At 67.3% G+C, this 17,741-nt stretch carries 16 protein-coding genes; 13 read left to right on the top strand and 3 right to left on the bottom strand.

The features are described from left to right. From OXQ33_RS00710 to OXQ33_RS00750, 9 genes are all read left to right on the top strand, one after another. Entirely contained in the window at nucleotides 1–2,376 is a 2,376-nt protein-coding gene (locus OXQ33_RS00710; RefSeq protein ID WP_267432603.1) for a glycoside hydrolase family 127 protein, read from the top strand. Nucleotides 2,377–2,387: 11 nt separating this feature from the next. Beyond that, nucleotides 2,388–3,383: an Ldh family oxidoreductase gene (locus OXQ33_RS00715; protein WP_267432717.1), complete on the top strand. Its 996-nt coding sequence runs from the start codon at nucleotides 2,388–2,390 to the stop codon at nucleotides 3,381–3,383. A gap of 16 nt (nucleotides 3,384–3,399) precedes the next feature. After that, nucleotides 3,400–5,205, top strand: a complete 1,806-nt coding sequence (locus tag OXQ33_RS00720; RefSeq protein ID WP_267432604.1) for a DUF885 family protein — start codon at nucleotides 3,400–3,402, stop codon at nucleotides 5,203–5,205. A 69-nt stretch (nucleotides 5,206–5,274) separates the two neighbouring features. Continuing rightward, nucleotides 5,275–6,189, top strand: coding sequence for a dihydrodipicolinate synthase family protein (locus tag OXQ33_RS00725; protein WP_267432605.1), 915 nt, complete (start codon nucleotides 5,275–5,277; stop codon nucleotides 6,187–6,189). 8 nt (nucleotides 6,190–6,197) lie between these two features. Continuing rightward, a complete protein-coding gene (locus OXQ33_RS00730; protein WP_267432718.1) occupies nucleotides 6,198–6,899 on the top strand; it encodes a GntR family transcriptional regulator in 702 nt (233 codons plus the stop codon). Between the two features lie 51 nt (nucleotides 6,900–6,950). Beyond that, nucleotides 6,951–8,354: an amino acid permease gene (locus tag OXQ33_RS00735; RefSeq protein WP_267432606.1), complete on the top strand. Its 1,404-nt coding sequence runs from the start codon at nucleotides 6,951–6,953 to the stop codon at nucleotides 8,352–8,354. Nucleotides 8,355–8,435: 81 nt separating this feature from the next. Further along, complete coding sequence (locus OXQ33_RS00740; RefSeq protein WP_267432607.1) at nucleotides 8,436–9,044, top strand: TetR/AcrR family transcriptional regulator; 609 nt, start codon at nucleotides 8,436–8,438, stop codon at nucleotides 9,042–9,044. A gap of 186 nt (nucleotides 9,045–9,230) precedes the next feature. Next, complete coding sequence (locus OXQ33_RS00745; protein ID WP_267432608.1) at nucleotides 9,231–9,650, top strand: hypothetical protein; 420 nt, start codon at nucleotides 9,231–9,233, stop codon at nucleotides 9,648–9,650. A 76-nt stretch (nucleotides 9,651–9,726) separates the two neighbouring features. Beyond that, nucleotides 9,727–10,320 (top strand): alpha/beta hydrolase, encoded by a 594-nt coding sequence (locus tag OXQ33_RS00750; protein ID WP_267432609.1) that lies wholly within the window; start codon nucleotides 9,727–9,729, stop codon nucleotides 10,318–10,320. 110 nt (nucleotides 10,321–10,430) lie between these two features. On the opposite strand, the gene OXQ33_RS00755 is transcribed toward OXQ33_RS00750, so the two are convergent. After that, the gene (locus OXQ33_RS00755; RefSeq protein ID WP_267432610.1) at nucleotides 10,431–10,658 is read right to left on the bottom strand and encodes a hypothetical protein; all 228 of its coding nucleotides are present in this window, start codon (nucleotides 10,656–10,658) and stop codon (nucleotides 10,431–10,433) included. A 70-nt stretch (nucleotides 10,659–10,728) separates the two neighbouring features. Between OXQ33_RS00755 and OXQ33_RS00760 the strand changes: the two genes are divergently transcribed. From OXQ33_RS00760 to OXQ33_RS00770, 3 genes are all read left to right on the top strand, one after another. Beyond that, nucleotides 10,729–11,976, top strand: coding sequence for a hypothetical protein (locus tag OXQ33_RS00760; RefSeq protein ID WP_267432612.1), 1,248 nt, complete (start codon nucleotides 10,729–10,731; stop codon nucleotides 11,974–11,976). Between the two features lie 65 nt (nucleotides 11,977–12,041). Beyond that, entirely contained in the window at nucleotides 12,042–13,046 is a 1,005-nt protein-coding gene (locus OXQ33_RS00765; RefSeq protein WP_267432614.1) for an NAD(P)-dependent alcohol dehydrogenase, read from the top strand. 10 nt (nucleotides 13,047–13,056) lie between these two features. After that, nucleotides 13,057–14,337, top strand: coding sequence for an NAD(P)/FAD-dependent oxidoreductase (locus OXQ33_RS00770; RefSeq protein ID WP_267432616.1), 1,281 nt, complete (start codon nucleotides 13,057–13,059; stop codon nucleotides 14,335–14,337). Nucleotides 14,338–14,342: 5 nt separating this feature from the next. Here OXQ33_RS00770 and OXQ33_RS00775 read toward each other — a convergent pair whose 3' ends face one another. Both OXQ33_RS00775 and OXQ33_RS00780 read right to left on the bottom strand, forming a co-directional pair. Beyond that, nucleotides 14,343–14,987 (bottom strand): GntR family transcriptional regulator, encoded by a 645-nt coding sequence (locus tag OXQ33_RS00775; RefSeq protein ID WP_267432617.1) that lies wholly within the window; start codon nucleotides 14,985–14,987, stop codon nucleotides 14,343–14,345. 105 nt (nucleotides 14,988–15,092) lie between these two features. Next, entirely contained in the window at nucleotides 15,093–17,147 is a 2,055-nt protein-coding gene (locus OXQ33_RS00780) for an NAD(+) synthase (RefSeq protein WP_267432618.1), read from the bottom strand. Between the two features lie 246 nt (nucleotides 17,148–17,393). Here OXQ33_RS00780 and OXQ33_RS00785 point away from each other — a divergent pair, with 246 nt between their 5' ends. Beyond that, nucleotides 17,394–17,738 (top strand): ArsC family reductase, encoded by a 345-nt coding sequence (locus OXQ33_RS00785; RefSeq protein WP_267432719.1) that lies wholly within the window; start codon nucleotides 17,394–17,396, stop codon nucleotides 17,736–17,738. Nucleotides 17,739–17,741 lie beyond the last annotated feature (3 nt).

Below are 17,741 nucleotides of genomic sequence, written 5' to 3' on the forward strand. Positions count from 1 at the left end.
ATGCTGCGGACAAATAGACGCGATTGGATGCGGGGAGCGGCGACGGCCGCATTACTGGGTGCGGCACCCCGTGCGGTGGCGGCGGGCGCCTCGATCTTGCCGTCCAAGGCGGAGCCTCTGCCGCTGACGGCGGTACGGCTGCGCCCCTCGATCTATGCGACCGCGGTGGAAACCAATCGCCGCTATCTCTATCGGCTGAGCGCCGACCGGCTGCTTCACAATTTCCGCGTCTATGCGGGGCTGGAGGCCAAGGCGCCCATCTATGGCGGGTGGGAAAGCGACACGATCGCGGGCCATACGCTGGGCCATTACATGTCGGCGCTGGTCCTGACCTGGCAGCAGACGGGCGATCCCGAGATGCGCCGCCGCGCCGATTACATCGTGACCGAACTGGCCGAGGCGCAGGACAAGCGCGGCAACGGCTATGTCGGCGCGCTGGGACGCAAGCGGCCCGATGGCAAGGTCGTCGACGGCGAGGAGATTTTCCCCGAGATCATGGCGGGCAAGATCAAGTCGGGCGGGTTCGACCTGAACGGCAGCTGGTCGCCGCTCTACACGGTGCACAAGCTGTTCGCCGGTCTGCTCGACATTCATGGCGGCTGGGGCAATGCGCAGGCGCTGGACGTCGCGGTCAAGCTGGGCGGCTATTTCGCGCGGGTCTTCGCGGCGCTGGACGATGCGCGACTGCAAGAGGTGCTGGGTTGCGAATATGGCGGGCTGAACGAGAGCTTCGCCGAACTCTATCAGCGGACGAACGACCGCCAGTGGCTGGCGCTGGCCGAGCGCATCTATGACCGCAAGGTGCTCGACCCGTTGGTGGCGGGGGAGGACAAGCTCGCCAATTTCCACGCCAATACGCAGGTGCCAAAGCTGATCGGGCTGGCGCGTATCCATGAGATCACCGGCAAGGCCGAACCAGCCAAGGGCGCGAGCTTCTTCTGGGAGAGGGTGACCGGGCATCACAGCTATGTCATCGGCGGCAATGCCGACCGGGAATATTTCTCCGCCCCCGACACGATTGCGCGCCACATCACCGACCAGACGTGCGAGCATTGCAACACCTATAATATGATGAAGCTGACCCGGCATCTGTATGGGTGGAAGCCCGATGGGCGGCTGTTCGACTATTATGAACGCGCGCATCTGAACCACGTCATGGCGGCGCAGCATCCGGAGAATGGCGGCTTCACCTATATGACGCCGCTGATGTCGGGGGCGGCGCGCAGCTTTTCCTCGACCGCCGACGATGCCTTCTGGTGCTGTGTCGGCTCGGGGATGGAGGCGCATGCCAAGCATGGCGAGTCCATCTTCTGGCAGGGCGGCGAGACGCTGTTCGTCAACCTCTATATCCCCTCGGAAGCGCGCTGGGAAAAGCGGGGGGCGCTGGTCACGCTCGACACCGCCTATCCGATGGAGGGTAGCAGCGTCGTGACCTTCGCCCATCTGGCGCGGCCGGGGCGTTTCCCGCTGGCGTTGCGCGTGCCCGGCTGGGCCAACGGACAGGTGGATGTTGCGATCAACGGCCAGCCCGTTACGCCGGTGATGGAGCGCGGCTATGCCGTGGTCGATCGCCGTTGGAAGGCGGGGGACAAGGTGGAAATCCGCCTGCCGCTCGACCTGCGGCTGGAAACCACGCCGGGCGACGATACGGTCGTCGCGGTGGTGCGTGGACCGATGGTGATGGCCGCCGACCTCAGCCCTTCCGAAACGCCGTGGGATGCACCGGACCCGGCGATGGTCGGGGCCAATCCGCTGGCCTCCTTCACCGCCGCCGATGCGGCCAAACCCCGCTATGCCGTGGGCGATGCGTTCCGCCCGATGGGGCTGACCTTCGTGCCCTTCTATAGCCAGTATGACCGGCGCAGCGCCGTCTATTTCAAGCGCTTCACCGAAAGCGGCTGGAAGGCGGAGGAGGCCAATTACCTCGCCGAACAGGCGGCGGCGCGCGACGTCGCGGCCCGCTCGGTCGACGTGATGTATCTGGGCGAGATGCAGCCCGAGCGTGACCATGGGCTGACCTCTGACATCTCCTATCCGGTCTCCTATCTCGGCAAGCAGGGGCGCGATGCCCGCTCGGGCGGCTATTTCGAGTTCACCATGGCGGTGCGGCCCGGCCCGCTGATACTCCAGGCGACCTATTGGGGCGAGGAGCGCGCGCGCGACTTCGACATATTGGTCGACAATGTGAAAATCGCGACCCAGCATCTGGAGAATGATAAGCCCGGCAAGTTCTTCAACGTCGACTATCCGCTGGCCGAAGCCCTGACAAAGGGGAAGAAGAACGTCCGCATCCGCGTGGTGCCGCATGATCGCAGCACCGCCGGGCCGATCTTCGGCATGCGTCTGTTCACCGCGAAGAAGGCGACGACCGCGTGACCGGTATCCGGATGACGCTGGACGAATTGCGGACGCTCGCCCGTGCCAAGCTGCTGGGCGCGGGGCTCGCCCCCGCCCATGCCGAGGCGGTGGCGGAGACGATGGTGGCGGGCGAGCGGGACGGTTGCGCCTCGCACGGGATCTACCGGCTGCTGGTCGCGGTCTCCAGCATCGATAAGGGCGTCGTGGTGCCCGATGCCGAACCGGTCCTGACCGAACCGGCGCACGCGCTGGTGCGGGTCGATGGCGGCGGCGGCTTCGCGCAACTCGCCTTCCAGACCGGCAAGCCGATGCTGATCGAAAAGGCCAAGGCCAACGGTATCGCGGCGCTGGCGCTCAACAATGTCGTCCACTTCGCCGCGCTCTGGCCCGAGGTCGAGGAACTGGCCGAGGCGGGGCTGGTCGCCTTGGCTTTCACCCCCAGCCATGCCTGGGTCGCGCCGTCGGGCGGGGCGGAGCCGGTGTTCGGGACCAACCCCATCGCCTTCGGCTGGCCGCGCCCCGATGGCCCGCCCTTCGTCTTCGACTTCGCGACGAGCATGGTCGCGCGCGGCGAGATCGAGCTTCATCGGCGCGCGGGCAAGTCGGTTCCCGACGACTGGGGCGTGGATGCGGACGGCCATGCGACCACCGATCCCGCCGCGATCCTGTCGGGCGCGATGCGGACCTTTGGCGGGCATAAGGGATCGGCGCTGGCGGCGATGGTCGAGTTGCTCGCCGGGCCGCTGATCGGCGACATGACCAGCCGCGAGTCGATCGAATGGGACGCGGGGCGGGGCGGTTCGCCCTTGGGCGGCGAACTGATCATCGCCATCGATCCCAAGGGCTTTCTGGGTGATCTTCTGCCGGAGCATCAGGCGCGGGCAGAGGCGATGTTCGGGGCGATCACGGGGCAGGGGGCGCGTCTGCCCTCGGCGCGCCGCTATGCCGCGCGAGCGGTGTCGCTGGTCGAGGGGGTGGAGATTTCCCCCGACTTGCACCGCGACGTGATGGCGCTGAACGGTTGAACAAAGGAAATCGAGCATGATGAACCGGACCATGATGCTGCTGACCGGTGTGGCGCTGGCGATCCTGCCGGTCGGGATCGCCGATGCGAAGGTCGCGACTCCAGCGCGGTCGAGCAAGACGACGGCGAAGGCGGGAGAGACGGCGGCCGACGCCCGCTTCCGCACGCTGTCGGAGGCGGAGTATAAATGGCGCATCAGCCAGAGCGCCGCCGATGAGGACAGCGGTAGCGCCGGTTCGCGCAAGCTCCCCGATGTCGGCCCCGCCGCCCAGGCCGCGCGGCTGGCGCGGTGGGAGGCGACGGCCAAGGCGCTGGAGGCGATCGATCCCGCCGGCCTCTCGCCCGATGTCCGCACCGATTACATGGTCTATCGCGGCCAGATCGACGCGCTGCTCGCCGCCCAGCGGTTCCGCGAATATGAAAAGCCGTTGAACGCCGACACCAGCTTCTGGGGCAATCTGGCGAGTTGGGCGCGGGGCAGCTTCACCAAGGAAAGCCAGTATCGCGATTATATCGCCATGCTGCACCAGATGCCGCGCTATTTCGATCAGCAGATTGCGAACATGCGCGCCGGGCTCGACCGGGGTTTCACCGTGCCGCGCGTCACGCTGAAGGGGCGCGACATCGGCGTCGCGCAGGTGATCGATGCGGGAGCGGGCGAGGGTCAGCCCTTCTACGAGCCGTTCAAGACGATGCCCGCCAATATGGCCCCCGCGACGGCGGCGGCGCTGAGGGCCGAGGCGAAGGCGGCGATCCGCGACGATGTGCTGCCCGCGCATCAGCGGCTGCTGACTTTCCTTCGTAACGATTATATGCCGCGCGCGCAGGCCAGCACGGCGGCCTATGACCTGCCCGACGGCAAGGCCTATTACCGGTCCAAGATCCGCGAATATGTGACCGCCGACATGACGCCCGAACAGGTCCACGCCATCGGCCTGTCGGAGATGCAGCGCATCCGCGCGCGGATGGACCAGGTGATGAAGGAGGTGAAGTTCAAGGGCGACTTCCCCGCCTTCCTGACCTTCCTGCGCACCGACCCGCAATTCTACGCCAAGACGCCGCAGGATTTGCTCGACCGTGCGGCCTGGCTCGCCAAGAGTTTCGACGGGATCGCGTCGGACTGGTTCGGACGCCTGCCGCGCAGCCGGTTTGCGATCAAGCCGGTTCCTGCCGACCTCGCGCCCTTCTACACCGCCGGGCGTGGCGGGACGGGCATCTATCTGGTCAACACCTATGACCTGCCGTCGCGCTCGCTCTACGCGCTGCCCGCGTTGACCCTGCACGAGAGCGCGCCGGGCCATGCGTTCCAGATGCCGCTGGCCGCCGAGAACAAGGAGCTGCCCGCCTTCCGCCGCGACAGCTATCTGTCGGCCTATGGCGAGGGCTGGGCGCTCTATTGCGAGGCGCTGGGCGAGGATATGGGGTTCTACAAGACGCCCTATGACCGGTTCGGCATGTTGTCCTATCAGGCATGGCGCGCGGCGCGGCTGGTCGTCGATACCGGGATTCATGCCATGGGCTGGAGCCGGGAAAAGGCGCAGGCCTATCTCCACGACAATACCGCGCTGTCGGATCATGAGATCGAAACCGAGGTCGATCGCTATATCGCGTGGCCGGGACAGGCGCTGTCCTATTATATGGGGCAGCTCGCCTTTCAGCGGGCGCGGGCCAAGTCGGAAAAGGCCTTGGGAGCGAAATTCAATATTCGCGCCTGGCACGATGCGATGCTGCAACTGGGATATGTGCCGCTCGGCGTGATCGACCAGCGCAACGACCGCTTCATCGCAGAAGGCGGCAAGGGGCCATATCCCGATGAGGAATGACGATTGACCTGAGGCAAGGACCGCGCTAAACAGTATACGATATCTAAAACAATAGCAGGAAGACAGATTGTGAGCATCGGCTGGCGCGGCGTATTCCCCGCAGTGACGACCCAAATCCGGGAAGATCTGTCGATCGACCTCGCCGATACGCAGCGCGTCGTCGACGACCTGATCCGCGACGGCGTGACCGGCGTGATCGCGCTGGGCACGGTCGGCGAGAACAACTCGCTCGACTATGACGAGAAGGTCATGGTGCTGACCGGGATCGTCGAGGCGGTGGCCGGTCGCGTGCCGGTCATCACCGGCGTGTCCGAGTACGACACCCGCCGTGCCGTCCGTTACGCCCAGGCCGCCGAAAAGGCCGGGGCCGACGGCCTGATGCTGCTGCCGCCGATGGTCTATGTGCCCAAGGCGCATGAGCTGGTGAACCATTTCAAGGGCGTGGCGGACCAGACCGGCCTGCCGATCATGCTCTACAACAACCCGCCCGCCTATCGCACGGTCATCGACCAGACGGTGCTGGAAGCGCTGGTCGATGTGAAGAACATCGTCGCGGTCAAGGAATCGGCCCCGGACACGCGCCGCTTCACCGATTTCCGCAATGCGTTCGGCGATCGCTACACCCTGTTCGCCGGGCTGGACGACGTGGCGCTGGAGGGCCTGTATCTGGGCGCGCAGGGCTGGGTCTCGGGCCTGACCAACGCCTTCCCCAAGGAATCGGTCGAGCTGGTCGCGGCGTTCGACCGTGGCGACCATGCCAAGGCGATGGAAATCTATCGCTGGTTCATGCCGCTCCTCCACCTCGATGCCGAGCATGACCTGGTCCAGTCGATCAAGCTGGCCGAGCAGGTCATGGGTCGCGGTTCGGAGCGCGTGCTGCCGCCGCGCTACGTGCTGGAAGGCGAGCGCCGCGCCGAAGTGATTGCGATGGTCGAAAAGGCCGCCGCGACCCGTCCGACCCTGGGCCAGGCCAAGGCCGCCTGATGGCGACGATGCCCTCGCCCCTGGACAATGCGCTCGATGACGGGCGTCATCGGGGCGAGGGCGTCATCGTCGTCCAGACGCTGGCGGACCGTATCTTCGCCATCGTCCGGGAACGGATCATCGCGGGGGCGATCCCCCCCGACCGACCGATCCGTCAGGACGCGCTGGCCGCCGAACTGGGGGTCAGCAAGATTCCGCTGCGCGAGGCGATGGCCCGGCTGGAGCAGGAGGGGCTGCTCCACGGGGTCGCCAATCGCGGCTATATGATCGGCGCGCTGTCCGTCGAGCAGGCCGAGGATATCTACGGCCTTCGCCTGAAGATCGAGCCGATGGCGGCGGCGAGCGCGGCGCTTGTCGCCGATGACGAGGATCGCGCCAAGCTGGTCGCGGCCTTCGAGGCGTTGGACCAGGCCGCGGCCAGCGATCTCGCGCGCGTCGCCATCTGCAACCGCCAGTTCCACATGGCCATGGTCCGCCCGGTGCGGCGGCCCCTGACCATCCAGCTCGTGCGCCAGCTCGCGGTCCTGGCCGAGCGTTACGTCGTCGCCCATCTGCAACCCGCTGGGCGCGACGCGCGGGCACATCTGGAGCATCGCGAACAGCTTGAGGCCTTCATGGCACGCGATGCCGAACGGCTTCAGGGATTGCTTGATGCCCATATCCGGTCCACGCTGATCGACCTGAAAGGCGGGTTCGCACCCGTCGTCTGACAATCATAAGCCCATGGGACATGGAGCCTTGGGGCGGGGGGATTTCCAACGATGTTCGGACCGTTCAAACCGCTGGGCAGCGCGACCCAGCATGGCGAGGGGCAGGCGCTGGCCAAGACGCTCAGCTGGCCGCACCTGATCGCCCTGGGGGTCGGCGCGATCGTCGGCACCGGCATTTACACGCTGACCGGCGTCGGCGCGGAGCGGGCGGGGCCCGCCGTCATCCTGGCCTTCGCGATCGCGGGTGCGGTCTGCGCCTGCGCCGCGCTGGCCTATGCCGAACTGGCCACGCTGATCCCGGCGGCGGGCAGCGCCTATACCTTCAGCTATACCGCGCTGGGCGAGACGCTGGCCTGGGTCGTCGGGTGGAGCCTGATCCTGGAATATTCGCTGGCCTGTTCGACCGTGGCGGTGGGCTGGTCGGGCTATCTGGTCGGCTGGATACAGGCGGCGGGGGTGCATCTGCCGCCCGAGCTTCTGTCCGGGCCGCATGGCGGCGGCATCATCAACCTGCCCGCCGTGATTGTCGCGCTGTCGGTCATGGGGATGCTGGTGGCGGGGACGCGCGAGAGTGCGACGCTCAACATCATCCTGGTCATCGTGAAGCTGGTCGCGCTGGGCGTGTTCGTCGCCTTCGCGATGCCGGCCTTCAATGCCGACAACCTTCATCCCTTCATGCCCTATGGCTTCGCCGCGCATGAGGTGGACGGGGCCAAGCGCGGCGTGATGGCGGCAGCGGCGATCGTCTTCTTCGCCTTTTACGGGTTCGACGCGGTGGCGACCTCTGCCGAGGAGGCCAAGAATCCGGGTCGCGACCTGACCATCGGTATCGTCGGTTCGATGCTGGTCTGCACCCTGATCTATATGGCGGTCGCGGTCGCCGCGATCGGATCGCTGCCCTTCCAGCAACTCGCCAATTCGCCCGAACCGCTGGCGCTCGTCCTGCGCTCGCTGGGCCAGCCGACGGCGGCGCATCTGATCGCGCTCGCGGCCGTCATCGCGCTGCCCTCGGTCATCCTGGTGATGATGTACGGGCAGAGCCGCATCTTCTTCACCATGGCGCGCGACGGGCTGCTGCCCCAGTCGCTGGCGGTGGTCAGCAAGCGGAGCGGCGCGCCGACCCGCATCACGCTGGTCACCGGCGTATCGATCGCGCTGGTCGCGGGCATCTTCCGCCTGGACGAGATCGCCGAACTGGCTAATGCGGGCACGCTGCTGGCGTTCATTTCGGTCGGGGCGTGCCTGATGGTACTGCGGCGCAAGGCGCCCGAGGCCAAGCGGCTGTTCCGTTGTCCGCAACCCTATCTGGTCGGCACGCTGGCGATCCTGGGTTGCCTCTACCTGCTGTTCAGCCTGCCCAGCTCGACCATCGTTCGTTTCGCGATCTGGAACGCGGCGGGCCTGGCCTTCTATTTCGCCTATGGGCGTCGGCGCAGCGCCCTGGCGCGCGGCTGATCCCGATCGGGACGATCCCCGGCGCGCCCAGTCGCTCGCCGGGGCTTTCCAAACCGCTCGGATAATTCTATACCGAGTGTTATGAAAAACCTATTGCCCGTATGCAAGGGGCGGCCACGCGAATTCTGCACCGACAAGGCCCTGGCGGCCGCGCTCCGGGTGTTCTGGAGCAAGGGCTATGAAGGCGCGTCGATGGCCGACCTGACCGAGGCGATGGGGATCACCAAACCCAGCCTCTACGCCGCGTTCGGCAACAAGGAAGCCTTGTTCCACAAGGCGCTGGACCTCTACGAAGCCGAAAAGCTCGCTTATATCCGCGAGGCGCTGGAACAGCCGACCGCGCGGGCGGTGGCCGAGCATCTGCTGCGCGGCGCGCTGGAGGCGCAGACCAGCCAGAGCGAACCGCAAGGCTGCCTGGGCGTAATCCACTCGGTCGCCTGCGGGGCGGAAGCCGAATCGATCAAGGCCGAGGTCGTGGCGCGCCGGGCATCGGCACAGGCCGCGCTTCTCGCACGGTTCCAGCGGGCCAAGGAGGATGGCGACCTGCGCGACGGTGTCGATCCCGAGGGGCTGACGCAATATCTCTATGCGCTGTTCCAGGGGATGGCGGTGCAGGCCGGTTCCGGCGCGACGCGCGCGGAGCTGGAAACGCTGATCGAAACCGGCATGGCGCTCTGGCCGTCGCGTTAGATACCATCCGGTATGAAAGTGCTTGACGGGCTTTCAATCCGTTAATATACCACTCGGTATGGAAGGCGCTTCGGGCCTTCCGGTTCGATAACAGGCGAGACAGCACGGCGGCGGACGAAGGACTGCCGATCGCGGCGGGCACATGGCCCGGCGTGCGGGATGTCGCGCGACGCAAGGGGAAGTCTCATGGCCTATGTCGCTTTTCAGGAAATCGGTGCAGCCCGCGTCGCGGTCGATGCCGCCATCACCCAGCGGGGCGTGTCCGCGATCCGTCCCGATGCCCGCCTCTCCGCGCTGGAGTGGCAGGTCGTGGCGCTGGCCCGGCGCGACCGCATCTCCAGCCTGCGCGCGCCGTCCAAGCTGGGCCGGGCGCTGGGCAGCATCTTCGGCGACACGCGCAACCCGCGCCTCGCCGACCCCTCGCTCGAGGCGCTGCGCCGCATGGCGGTGCTGAGCTGGCACCATGGCTACAGCGTCCCGTCGCATGAAGTGCGGGCGTTCCTGGCGGCGGGCTATACCCCCGATCAATATGAACTGATGGTCGACAGCATCGCCACCGCGCTGAGCAGCGCACGGCGTCCGGCGCGGCTCGCCACGTCGGAATGACCCAGGGGTAAGGCGACGCCCTCTTGCCCTTCGCCGCGAGAGGCGTAGCTTAGGGGGCCCATCGACGGAGCAGACCATGACGGCCGAACTGCGTCTGAACGACCCCTTTTCGATCATCACCCTGCCGATGGCGGGGCCCGCGGCGGGTGCCGAGCGGGCCATGCCCTGGGAAAACCTGTTCGCCTGGCCGCGACAGGGCGATGTCCAGCTTCACTTCGATGATTCGTCGCGCGAGGCGCGGGATATCTGGGCGACTCGCCTGGACCATGCAGTGGCGCAGGCCGACAAGGCGGTGCTGCTGGTCGCGGAAGGCGCCGCGTGCCTTGCCAGCATCTGGTGGGCGCGGCTGTCGCCCAGCCATTATGTCTCCAAGGTCGCGGGCGCCTTGTTCTTCCAGCCCCCGGAGACGGCCGCGCTGGATCGCACCGGCGGCCAGCTGTTCGCATCGCCCGAGGCGGCGCTGCCATTTCCCTCGCTGATCGTCGATGGTTCGAACCATGGCTCCGCGCTGGCGACCATGTGCGGCGGGCGGTTGCTCAAGGCACCCGTCGCGGCCCCGCCGCCGACCGGCATGTGGCGTCAGGCCCAACGTCTGATCGAGCGCTTCTCGGCGGGGGTCGTCGAGCAGGATCTGCGTATCCTGCGCACCTTGGGTCACCCGGAACGCTGACAAAAAAGGCCCGGCGGGTTCATCCGCCGGGCCAGTCGATCGCCGCTGGGAGCTTCCTTTGGCGAGCAGGAGCAGTGTGAGGCCCGGTCAGGGCCCGCCACCGAGGGAAATCAGTTCGCGTTGAGTGCGTCGGCCTCCGCCACATTGTCGCCCACCACGTTGCCGAGCGCATCGTTGTCGAGCAGGGCGCCCTCGTCATTGGCCAGGACCTCATTGGTCAGCGCGGCCGACGACTCATTGTCGGTCGCCGTGATGTTCCCGGACCCGGAGGGCGAACAGCCCGCCACGCCGACGGCGGAGGCGAGAAGGATCAACGGAAAGGCATGGCGTCGCAACATCGTATCGGTCCCCTGTGTTATCCGTGTATCGCCGCTTTCCGGCTTCCACTGAGTAATACATACCAAATAGATGGGATATAACCAACGCTATTCTTTTCGTGCCGATAGCTGGGCTTTGCCGTGGCTGATCGTGATAGCGGCCGTTGCGCTCGGCTGGGCCGGGCGGGCGTCGGCGCAAGAGCCGGTGTCGGTTCCCCTGGGCGGTGCCGCCTCGCTCGCGCTCGACGCCGCGCAATATGGTTCGGTGTCCGGCCTTTCCGCCGTGCAGGCGTCGCAGGAACTGGCGGTGCAGGAGGCGTCGGTCCCGGTGACCGATGCGTTGGCGGTCGAGTTCGCGGATCGGCTCGCGGGCCTGTCGGTGGGGCATAGGCCGTTTCGGATCGATGTGCTCCTGACCGGCGATGCACCGGTGGCGGACCGGGTCGTCCCGCTGGCGGGCCAGCCGGTCGCGATCCGTTTCCGCACCGGCGCCTATGCGACCCATCACCAACTGGTGGTCGCGCTGGCGCTGCATCAGACCGAAATCCGTGCCAGCCTGACCCAGCCGCCGGGGATCGGGGTCGATCCGCGAATCGGTGCGCTGGTCGTCATGGTCGGCCAGGCGGACCTGCGGGCCGAGCCGGTCGAGGCCATGCGCGACCGGATCGCGCGGATCGCGGGCGTGCCGGTCAAGATCGCCACGCTGGAGACGCCAGATATCGATCTGGCCGATCTTCAGGGCGGCATGCGGCTGGTCGGTGTCGATCCGGCCAATGGGCGACGCTATGCCTGTACCAGCGGCTTCGTCGTGCGGCGTGGCGTGGAGAGCGCGATCGTCACCGCCGCGCATTGCCCCGACGACCTGTCCTGGATCGACGCGGCGGGGGGCGCGCATCCGCTGCGCTATGCCGGGCAATGGGGCTGGGGCTATCAGGATGTGCAGGTGAATGTCGCCGACCATGGGCTGCCGCCAGTTTTCTGGAGCGACACGGCCAAGACCGTCAGCCGGACGGTCACCGGCGCACGGGCCCGCGCCTCGACGCGTGCAGGGGATATCGTCTGCCACCGGGGCGAGCGGACGGGCTATAGCTGTGCCGAGGTCTGGATGCCTGACTTCGCGCCCGCGGGCGATCTGTGCGGCGGTGGCTGCACCCCGACATGGGTCGCGGTGCGCGGTCCCACCTGTCGCAGCGGGGATAGCGGCGGCCCGGTCTTCCTGGGCGGCACCGCGTTCGGGATCGTGAAGGGCGGCAGCTATCGCGGCGACGGCGGCTGCGCCTTTTACTATTATATGTCAGTCGATTTCCTGCCCGATGGGTGGGTGCTGGCGACCGGCTGAGGGATCGCATCGCGCCGCGCCCGCGTTTTTAGCGCCATCCACATGACAGTGATGAAGGCGATGGCATGAAAGCGATGATCCTCGACGCGCCCGGCGGGCTGGACCGGTTGCGGATGGTCGAGCGGCCCGATCCCGGCGCGCCGGGGCCCGGCATGATCCGCGTTCGCCTGCACGCGACCTCGCTCAACTATCATGATTATGGCGTGGTCGCGGGCAAGATGCCGACCGAGGATGGCCGCATTCCGATGGCCGACGGCGCGGGCGTCGTCGAGGCGGTCGGGGAGGGGGTGACCGACTTCGCCTCGGGCGACGCGGTGGTTTCGTGCTTCTTCCCCGATTGGCAGGAGGGCCCGCCGCGCGTCGGCGACTTTTCGCGCGTGCCGGGGGACGGGATCGATGGCTATGCCTGTGAGTTGGTGGTCGCCCCCGCCACGGCCTTCACCCGCGCGCCCAGGGGCTATGACCATGCCGAAGCGGCGACGATCACCACCGCCGGGCTGACCGCATGGCGCAGCCTGGTGGTGGATGGCGGGCTCAAGGCCGGGGACACGGTGCTGGTGCTCGGCACCGGTGGCGTATCGATCTGGGCGCTTCAGATCGCGCGGATGATGGGCGCGCGGGTAGCGGTCACATCCTCGTCGGACGAGAAGCTGGCGCGCGCCCGCGAACTGGGCGCGGCGCATGTCATCAACTATCGGACCCATGAGGATTGGGGCCGGAGCGTCCATGACTGGGCGGGCGAGGGCGTCGACCATGTGATCGAGGTCGGCGGTCCGGCGACGCTGGCCCAGTCGATCGACGCGGTTCGGATCGGGGGCCATATCGGGCTGATCGGCGTGCTGACCGGGATCGCCGGAGACGTGCCGACCGCCACGCTGATGCGCAAGCAGGCGCGGTTGCAGGGCTTGATCGTCGGCAGCCGACGGATGCAGATGGAGTTCGTCCGGGCGCTGGACGATGCCGCGCTTCGCCCGGTGGTCGATCGCCGCTTCGACCTTGCCGACCTGGCCGAGGCGTTCCGCCTGCAGGAACGCGGAGGGCATTTCGGCAAGATCGCGGCGACATGGTAAGGGGAAAGGGATGAGCGCCGCGACGGTCGATCCGAACTGGCCGCATGTCGTCATCGTGGGGGCGGGCTTTGGCGGGCTCGCCGTCGCGCAGGGGCTGGCCAACGCCCCCGTCCGCGTGACTGTGATCGATCGCAACAATTATCACCTCTTCGTGCCGCTCCTCTATCAGGTGGCGACCGCCGCTCTCTCCCCCGCGGACGTGGCCGAGCCGATCCGCCATGTGCTGGGCCGCTATCCCAATATCCGCGTCGTGCTGGGCGAGGTGGCACAGGTCGATACGGACCGGCGCGAGGTGGCGCTCGCGACCGGCGAGACGCTAACCTATGATCGGCTGGTCGTCGCGACGGGATCGACGAGCAGCTATTTCGGCCATGACGAATGGCGGGCTTTCGCCCCCGCCTGCAAGTCGATCGAGGAGGCGCGCGTCATCCGGTCGCGCGTGCTGGGCGCGTTCGAGGAAGCCGAGCGCGACGGCACGGCGGATCGTCAGGCGCTGATGACCTTCGTGATCGTCGGCGGTGGCCCGACCGGTGTCGAGCTGGCGGGGTCGGTGGCGGAACTGGCGCGCCATGCCCTGGCTTCCGACTTCCGGCGCATCCGCCCCGAAACGGCGAAGATCATCCTGGTCGAGGGCGGTCCGCGCATCCTGGCCGCCTTTCCCGAATCGCTTGCCCGTTATGCCGAGCGCGCGCTGGAGCGGCTGGGTGTGGAGGTACTGACCGATATGCCGGTCGAGGCGATCACGGCGGAGGGCTTGAAGGCCGGGGGCCGGTTCATCCCCGCGCGCACCGTCCTGTGGGGCGCGGGCGTGGCGCCGACCGGGGCGGCGAAGCTGCTGGGCGTCGCGCCAGGACCGGGCGGGCGAGTGCCGGTTGGTACCGACCTGAAGGTCGAGGGGCTGGACGGCGTCTATTCGCTGGGCGATGTCGCGGCCTGCCCGGGCGAGGATGGCAAGCCGCTGTCCGGACTGGCGCAGGTCGCGCAGCAGCAGGGCCGCTATCTGGGCAAGGCGCTGCGCGATGAACTGACCAAGGGGCGCGTGGCCAAGCCCTTCCGCTTCCACAATCGCGGCAATGCGGCGATTATCGGTCGGCACGCCGCCATTTTCGACTTCGGCACTTACCGGATGAAGGGTTATCCGGCCTGGATGCTCTGGGCGATCGTCCATGTCGTGCTGCTGGTCAGTTTCGCGCAGCGAATCCGGGTCAGCCTGCAATGGCTATGGCGTTACCTGACCTATCGCCGAGGTGCGCGGATCATCACCACGCCCTATGTCCGACCCCCCGGCTGAGCGGATCAGCGGCCCAGTTGCGCGCGCAGATCGACCAGCGTCGCGCCGATATGCTCGGTCAGGAAACCGGCCACCCGCGCCTCGTCGCGGGCCAGCCAGGCGTCGAGCAGTTCCTGATGCTCCTTGTGCGCCCGGGTCTCGCGCCCGGCGGGCTTGAGATGCTGGACGACATAGCGCTCGGCCAGCACCTGCAACCGCTCGATTAACTGAAAGGTCAGCGCGGCCCCCAGCGGGCGGACCAGCGCCAGGTGGAAGGCGCGGTTGCGCAGGGCGACCTCGTGCAGCGCCTCATGCGCCGCGACGTCCAGCGCGGCCAGCGCGTCCTTCGCGACCTGCTGATCGGCGGCGGTGGCGACCCGGCTGGCGCGCGCGGCGGCATCGGGTTCGAGCGCTAGGCGAAGTTCGTAGATTTCCTCCGCCTCGCTGGCCCCCAGCGAACGGACGAAGAAGCCGCGATTGGCCTGGCTGGTCAGCAGCCCTTCCTGTTCCAGACGGGCCAGCGCCTCGCGCAGCGGAATCTTGCTGACGCCCAGTTCGTTGGCGAGCGCGTCCTGGCGGATCGGCTGATCTTCGGTCAGGTCGCCGCTGATGATCCGTTCGCGAATGATCGTGAAGATCTGTTCGGACAGGGTGCGAACGACAAGGCTCATGATCTCTCTCGTGCCGACAGGCCAGGAGGAGCCTGTAATTCTGGAATAAATGTGACGAACAAGACAGCATAGACCTGTTCGAGGCTCACTGCCAAGTGTGTGATGTCAGTGGGGCGGCAGCGCGTCGCTCAACTCCGCCAGCCAGACCGATGCGCGACCGTCCGATGGCGCCCGCCAATCGCCGCGTGGCGACAGTGCGCCGCCGGGCGAAACCTTCGGCCCGTTGGGCAGGGCGGAGCGCTTGAACTGGCTGGTCTGGAAGAAGCGGGTCAGGAACCGCTCCAGCCAATGCCGGATCGTCGGCAAGTCATAGGCGACCCGCGCGTCCGCCGGCAGATCCTCCGGCCAGCCGCCCGCGTCGATATCGCGCCAGGCGTGCCAGGCGAGGAAGGCGATCTTGGACGGCTTCAGGCCATAGCGGATGACGTAATGCGCGAAGAAGTCGTTGAGCGCATAGGGGCCGATCATCGCCTCGGTCGACTGCATCGCGCCGCTGGCATCGGCGGGGACCAGCTCGGGCGAGATTTCCTGCGCCAGGATCGCGGCGAGGACCGTGTTGGTCGCGTCGTCATATTGGCCGGTCCGGATGCACCAGCGGATCAGGAACTGGATCAGGGTCTTGGGCACGCCCGCATTGACCGCATAATGGCTCATCTGGTCGCCCACGCCATAGGTGCACCAGCCCAGCGCCAGCTCGGACAGGTCACCGGTGCCCAGCACGATCCCGCCCCGCTGATTGGCCAGCCGGAACAGATAATCGGTGCGAAGGCCTGCCTGGACGTTTTCGAAGGTGACGTCGTGCACCGGCTCGCCTTGCGCGAAGGGGTGGCCCATGTCCGCCAGCATCCGTTGTGCGGCAGGGCGGATGTCGATCTCCTCCGCGCTGACGCCCAAGGCACGCATCAGCGACCAGGCATGGGCCTTGGTCCCTTCGCCCGTCGCGAACCCCGGCATGGTGAAGGCCAGGATACGCTCGCGCCCCCAGCCCAGCCGGTCGGTCGCCTTGGCCGCGACGATCAGCGCATGGGTGGAATCGAGTCCGCCCGACACACCGATGACCAGCGTCTTCGCCCCGCTGGCATCGAGCCGCTTCGCCAGCGCCTCGACCTGGATATTATAGGCTTCGTAGCAATCCGCATCCCGCCGCGCGGGGTCGTCGGGGACGAAGGGGAAGCGATGCACCGCCCGGCGCAGGCCATGATCGGCGGGTTCGGCACCATGGACGAAGCCGATCCGGCGGAAGCGCTGCTCGGGATGGCCGGCAAAGGCGGCGGCATCGTTGAACGTCCCGAAGCGCAGCCGCTCCTGCACGATCCGCTCGACATCGACATCGGCGGTGGTCAGCGCAGGCTCGCGCAGGAAGCGTTCGGACTCGGCCAGCGCCTCGCCCAGTTCGTGGACCAGACCCTGTCCGTCCCAGGACAGGTCGGTCGTGCTCTCCCCGATCCCGGCGGCGGAATAGACATAGGCGCAGGCCGCGCGCGCCGACTGGGCGGCGGCCAGCATCGCCCGGTCCCGCGCCTTGCCGATGACGATGTTGGACGCCGACAGATTGCAACAGATCGTCGCCCCCGCCAGCGCGCCCGCGGTGGAGGGCGGGGTGGGGGCCCAGTAATCCTCGCAAATCTCGGCATGGACGACGAAGCCCGGCACGTCCTCCGCCGCGAAGATCAGGTCGGTGCCGAAGGGCACGCTCTGCCCGTCCAGTTCGATGGTCAGCCCGGTCAGCCCGGCGCCGCTCGCGAACCAGCGCTTCTCATAATATTCGCGGTAATTGGGCAGGAAGGTCTTCGGCACCACGCCCAGGATCCGCCCGCGCGCGATCACGACGGCGCAATTGTACAGCCGCCCGTTGCGCGGCAGCGCCGCCCCGACCAGCATGACCGGCGACAGGGCCGCGCTGGCATCCACCATCTCGCCCAGCGCCTCCAGCGTCGCGGCGTGCATCGCACCCTGAAGATGCAGGTCGTCGATCGCATAGGAGGTCAGCGACAATTCGGGAAAGACGATCAGGTCGACCCCATCCTCATCCGCGACCCGCGCCAGATCGAGCATCGCCGCCGCATTGGCATGCGCATCGCCGACCGAGGCGGCGGGCGTGGCGGCGGCCACGCGGATCAGACCGTGGGTGTGAAGCGCGTAGAAGGGATGGTCCTGCATGCGAACGGGATAGCGGGATGGGGAAGGGGGCGCCACCCCATGCGGCTTGCCACGGGTTAGGATGGCGTAGGGCGAGGTTCGCCCTTGGCCTTCGACTTCGCTCAGGCCGAACGGCTGGCGGGATGGTCCATCTCCCTCGCTCCGTTCAGCCTGAGCGAAGTCGAAGGCCACGCCCACCCTATCCTGCTGCATTTCCCGACCGACGTCGATAAAGGCCCTCCCATTCCCATCATCCAGAGGCGTCTCATGACCGTCCAACTCTACGGCATCCCCAATTGCGACACGATGAAGAAGGCCCGCATTTGGCTCGACCAGCAGGGCGTCGCCTATCGCTTCCACAACTACAAGACCGACGGCATCGACGAGGCGACCCTGCGCCGCTGGGTCGATCAGGTCGGTTGGGAAGTGCTGCTCAACCGCGCCGGCACCACCTTTCGCAAACTGGACGAAGCGGACCGGCAGGATATCGACGCGAACAAGGCGATCCGGCTGATGCAGGCGCAGCCTTCGCTCATCAAGCGCCCCGTCCTCGACCGTGACGGCACACTGACCGTGGGTTTCAAGCCGGAACGCTACGCCGAAATCTTCTGAGCG

Source organism: Sphingomonas sp. GM_Shp_1 (assembly GCF_026540895.1).
Taxonomy (GTDB): Bacteria; Pseudomonadota; Alphaproteobacteria; order Sphingomonadales; family Sphingomonadaceae; genus Sphingomonas.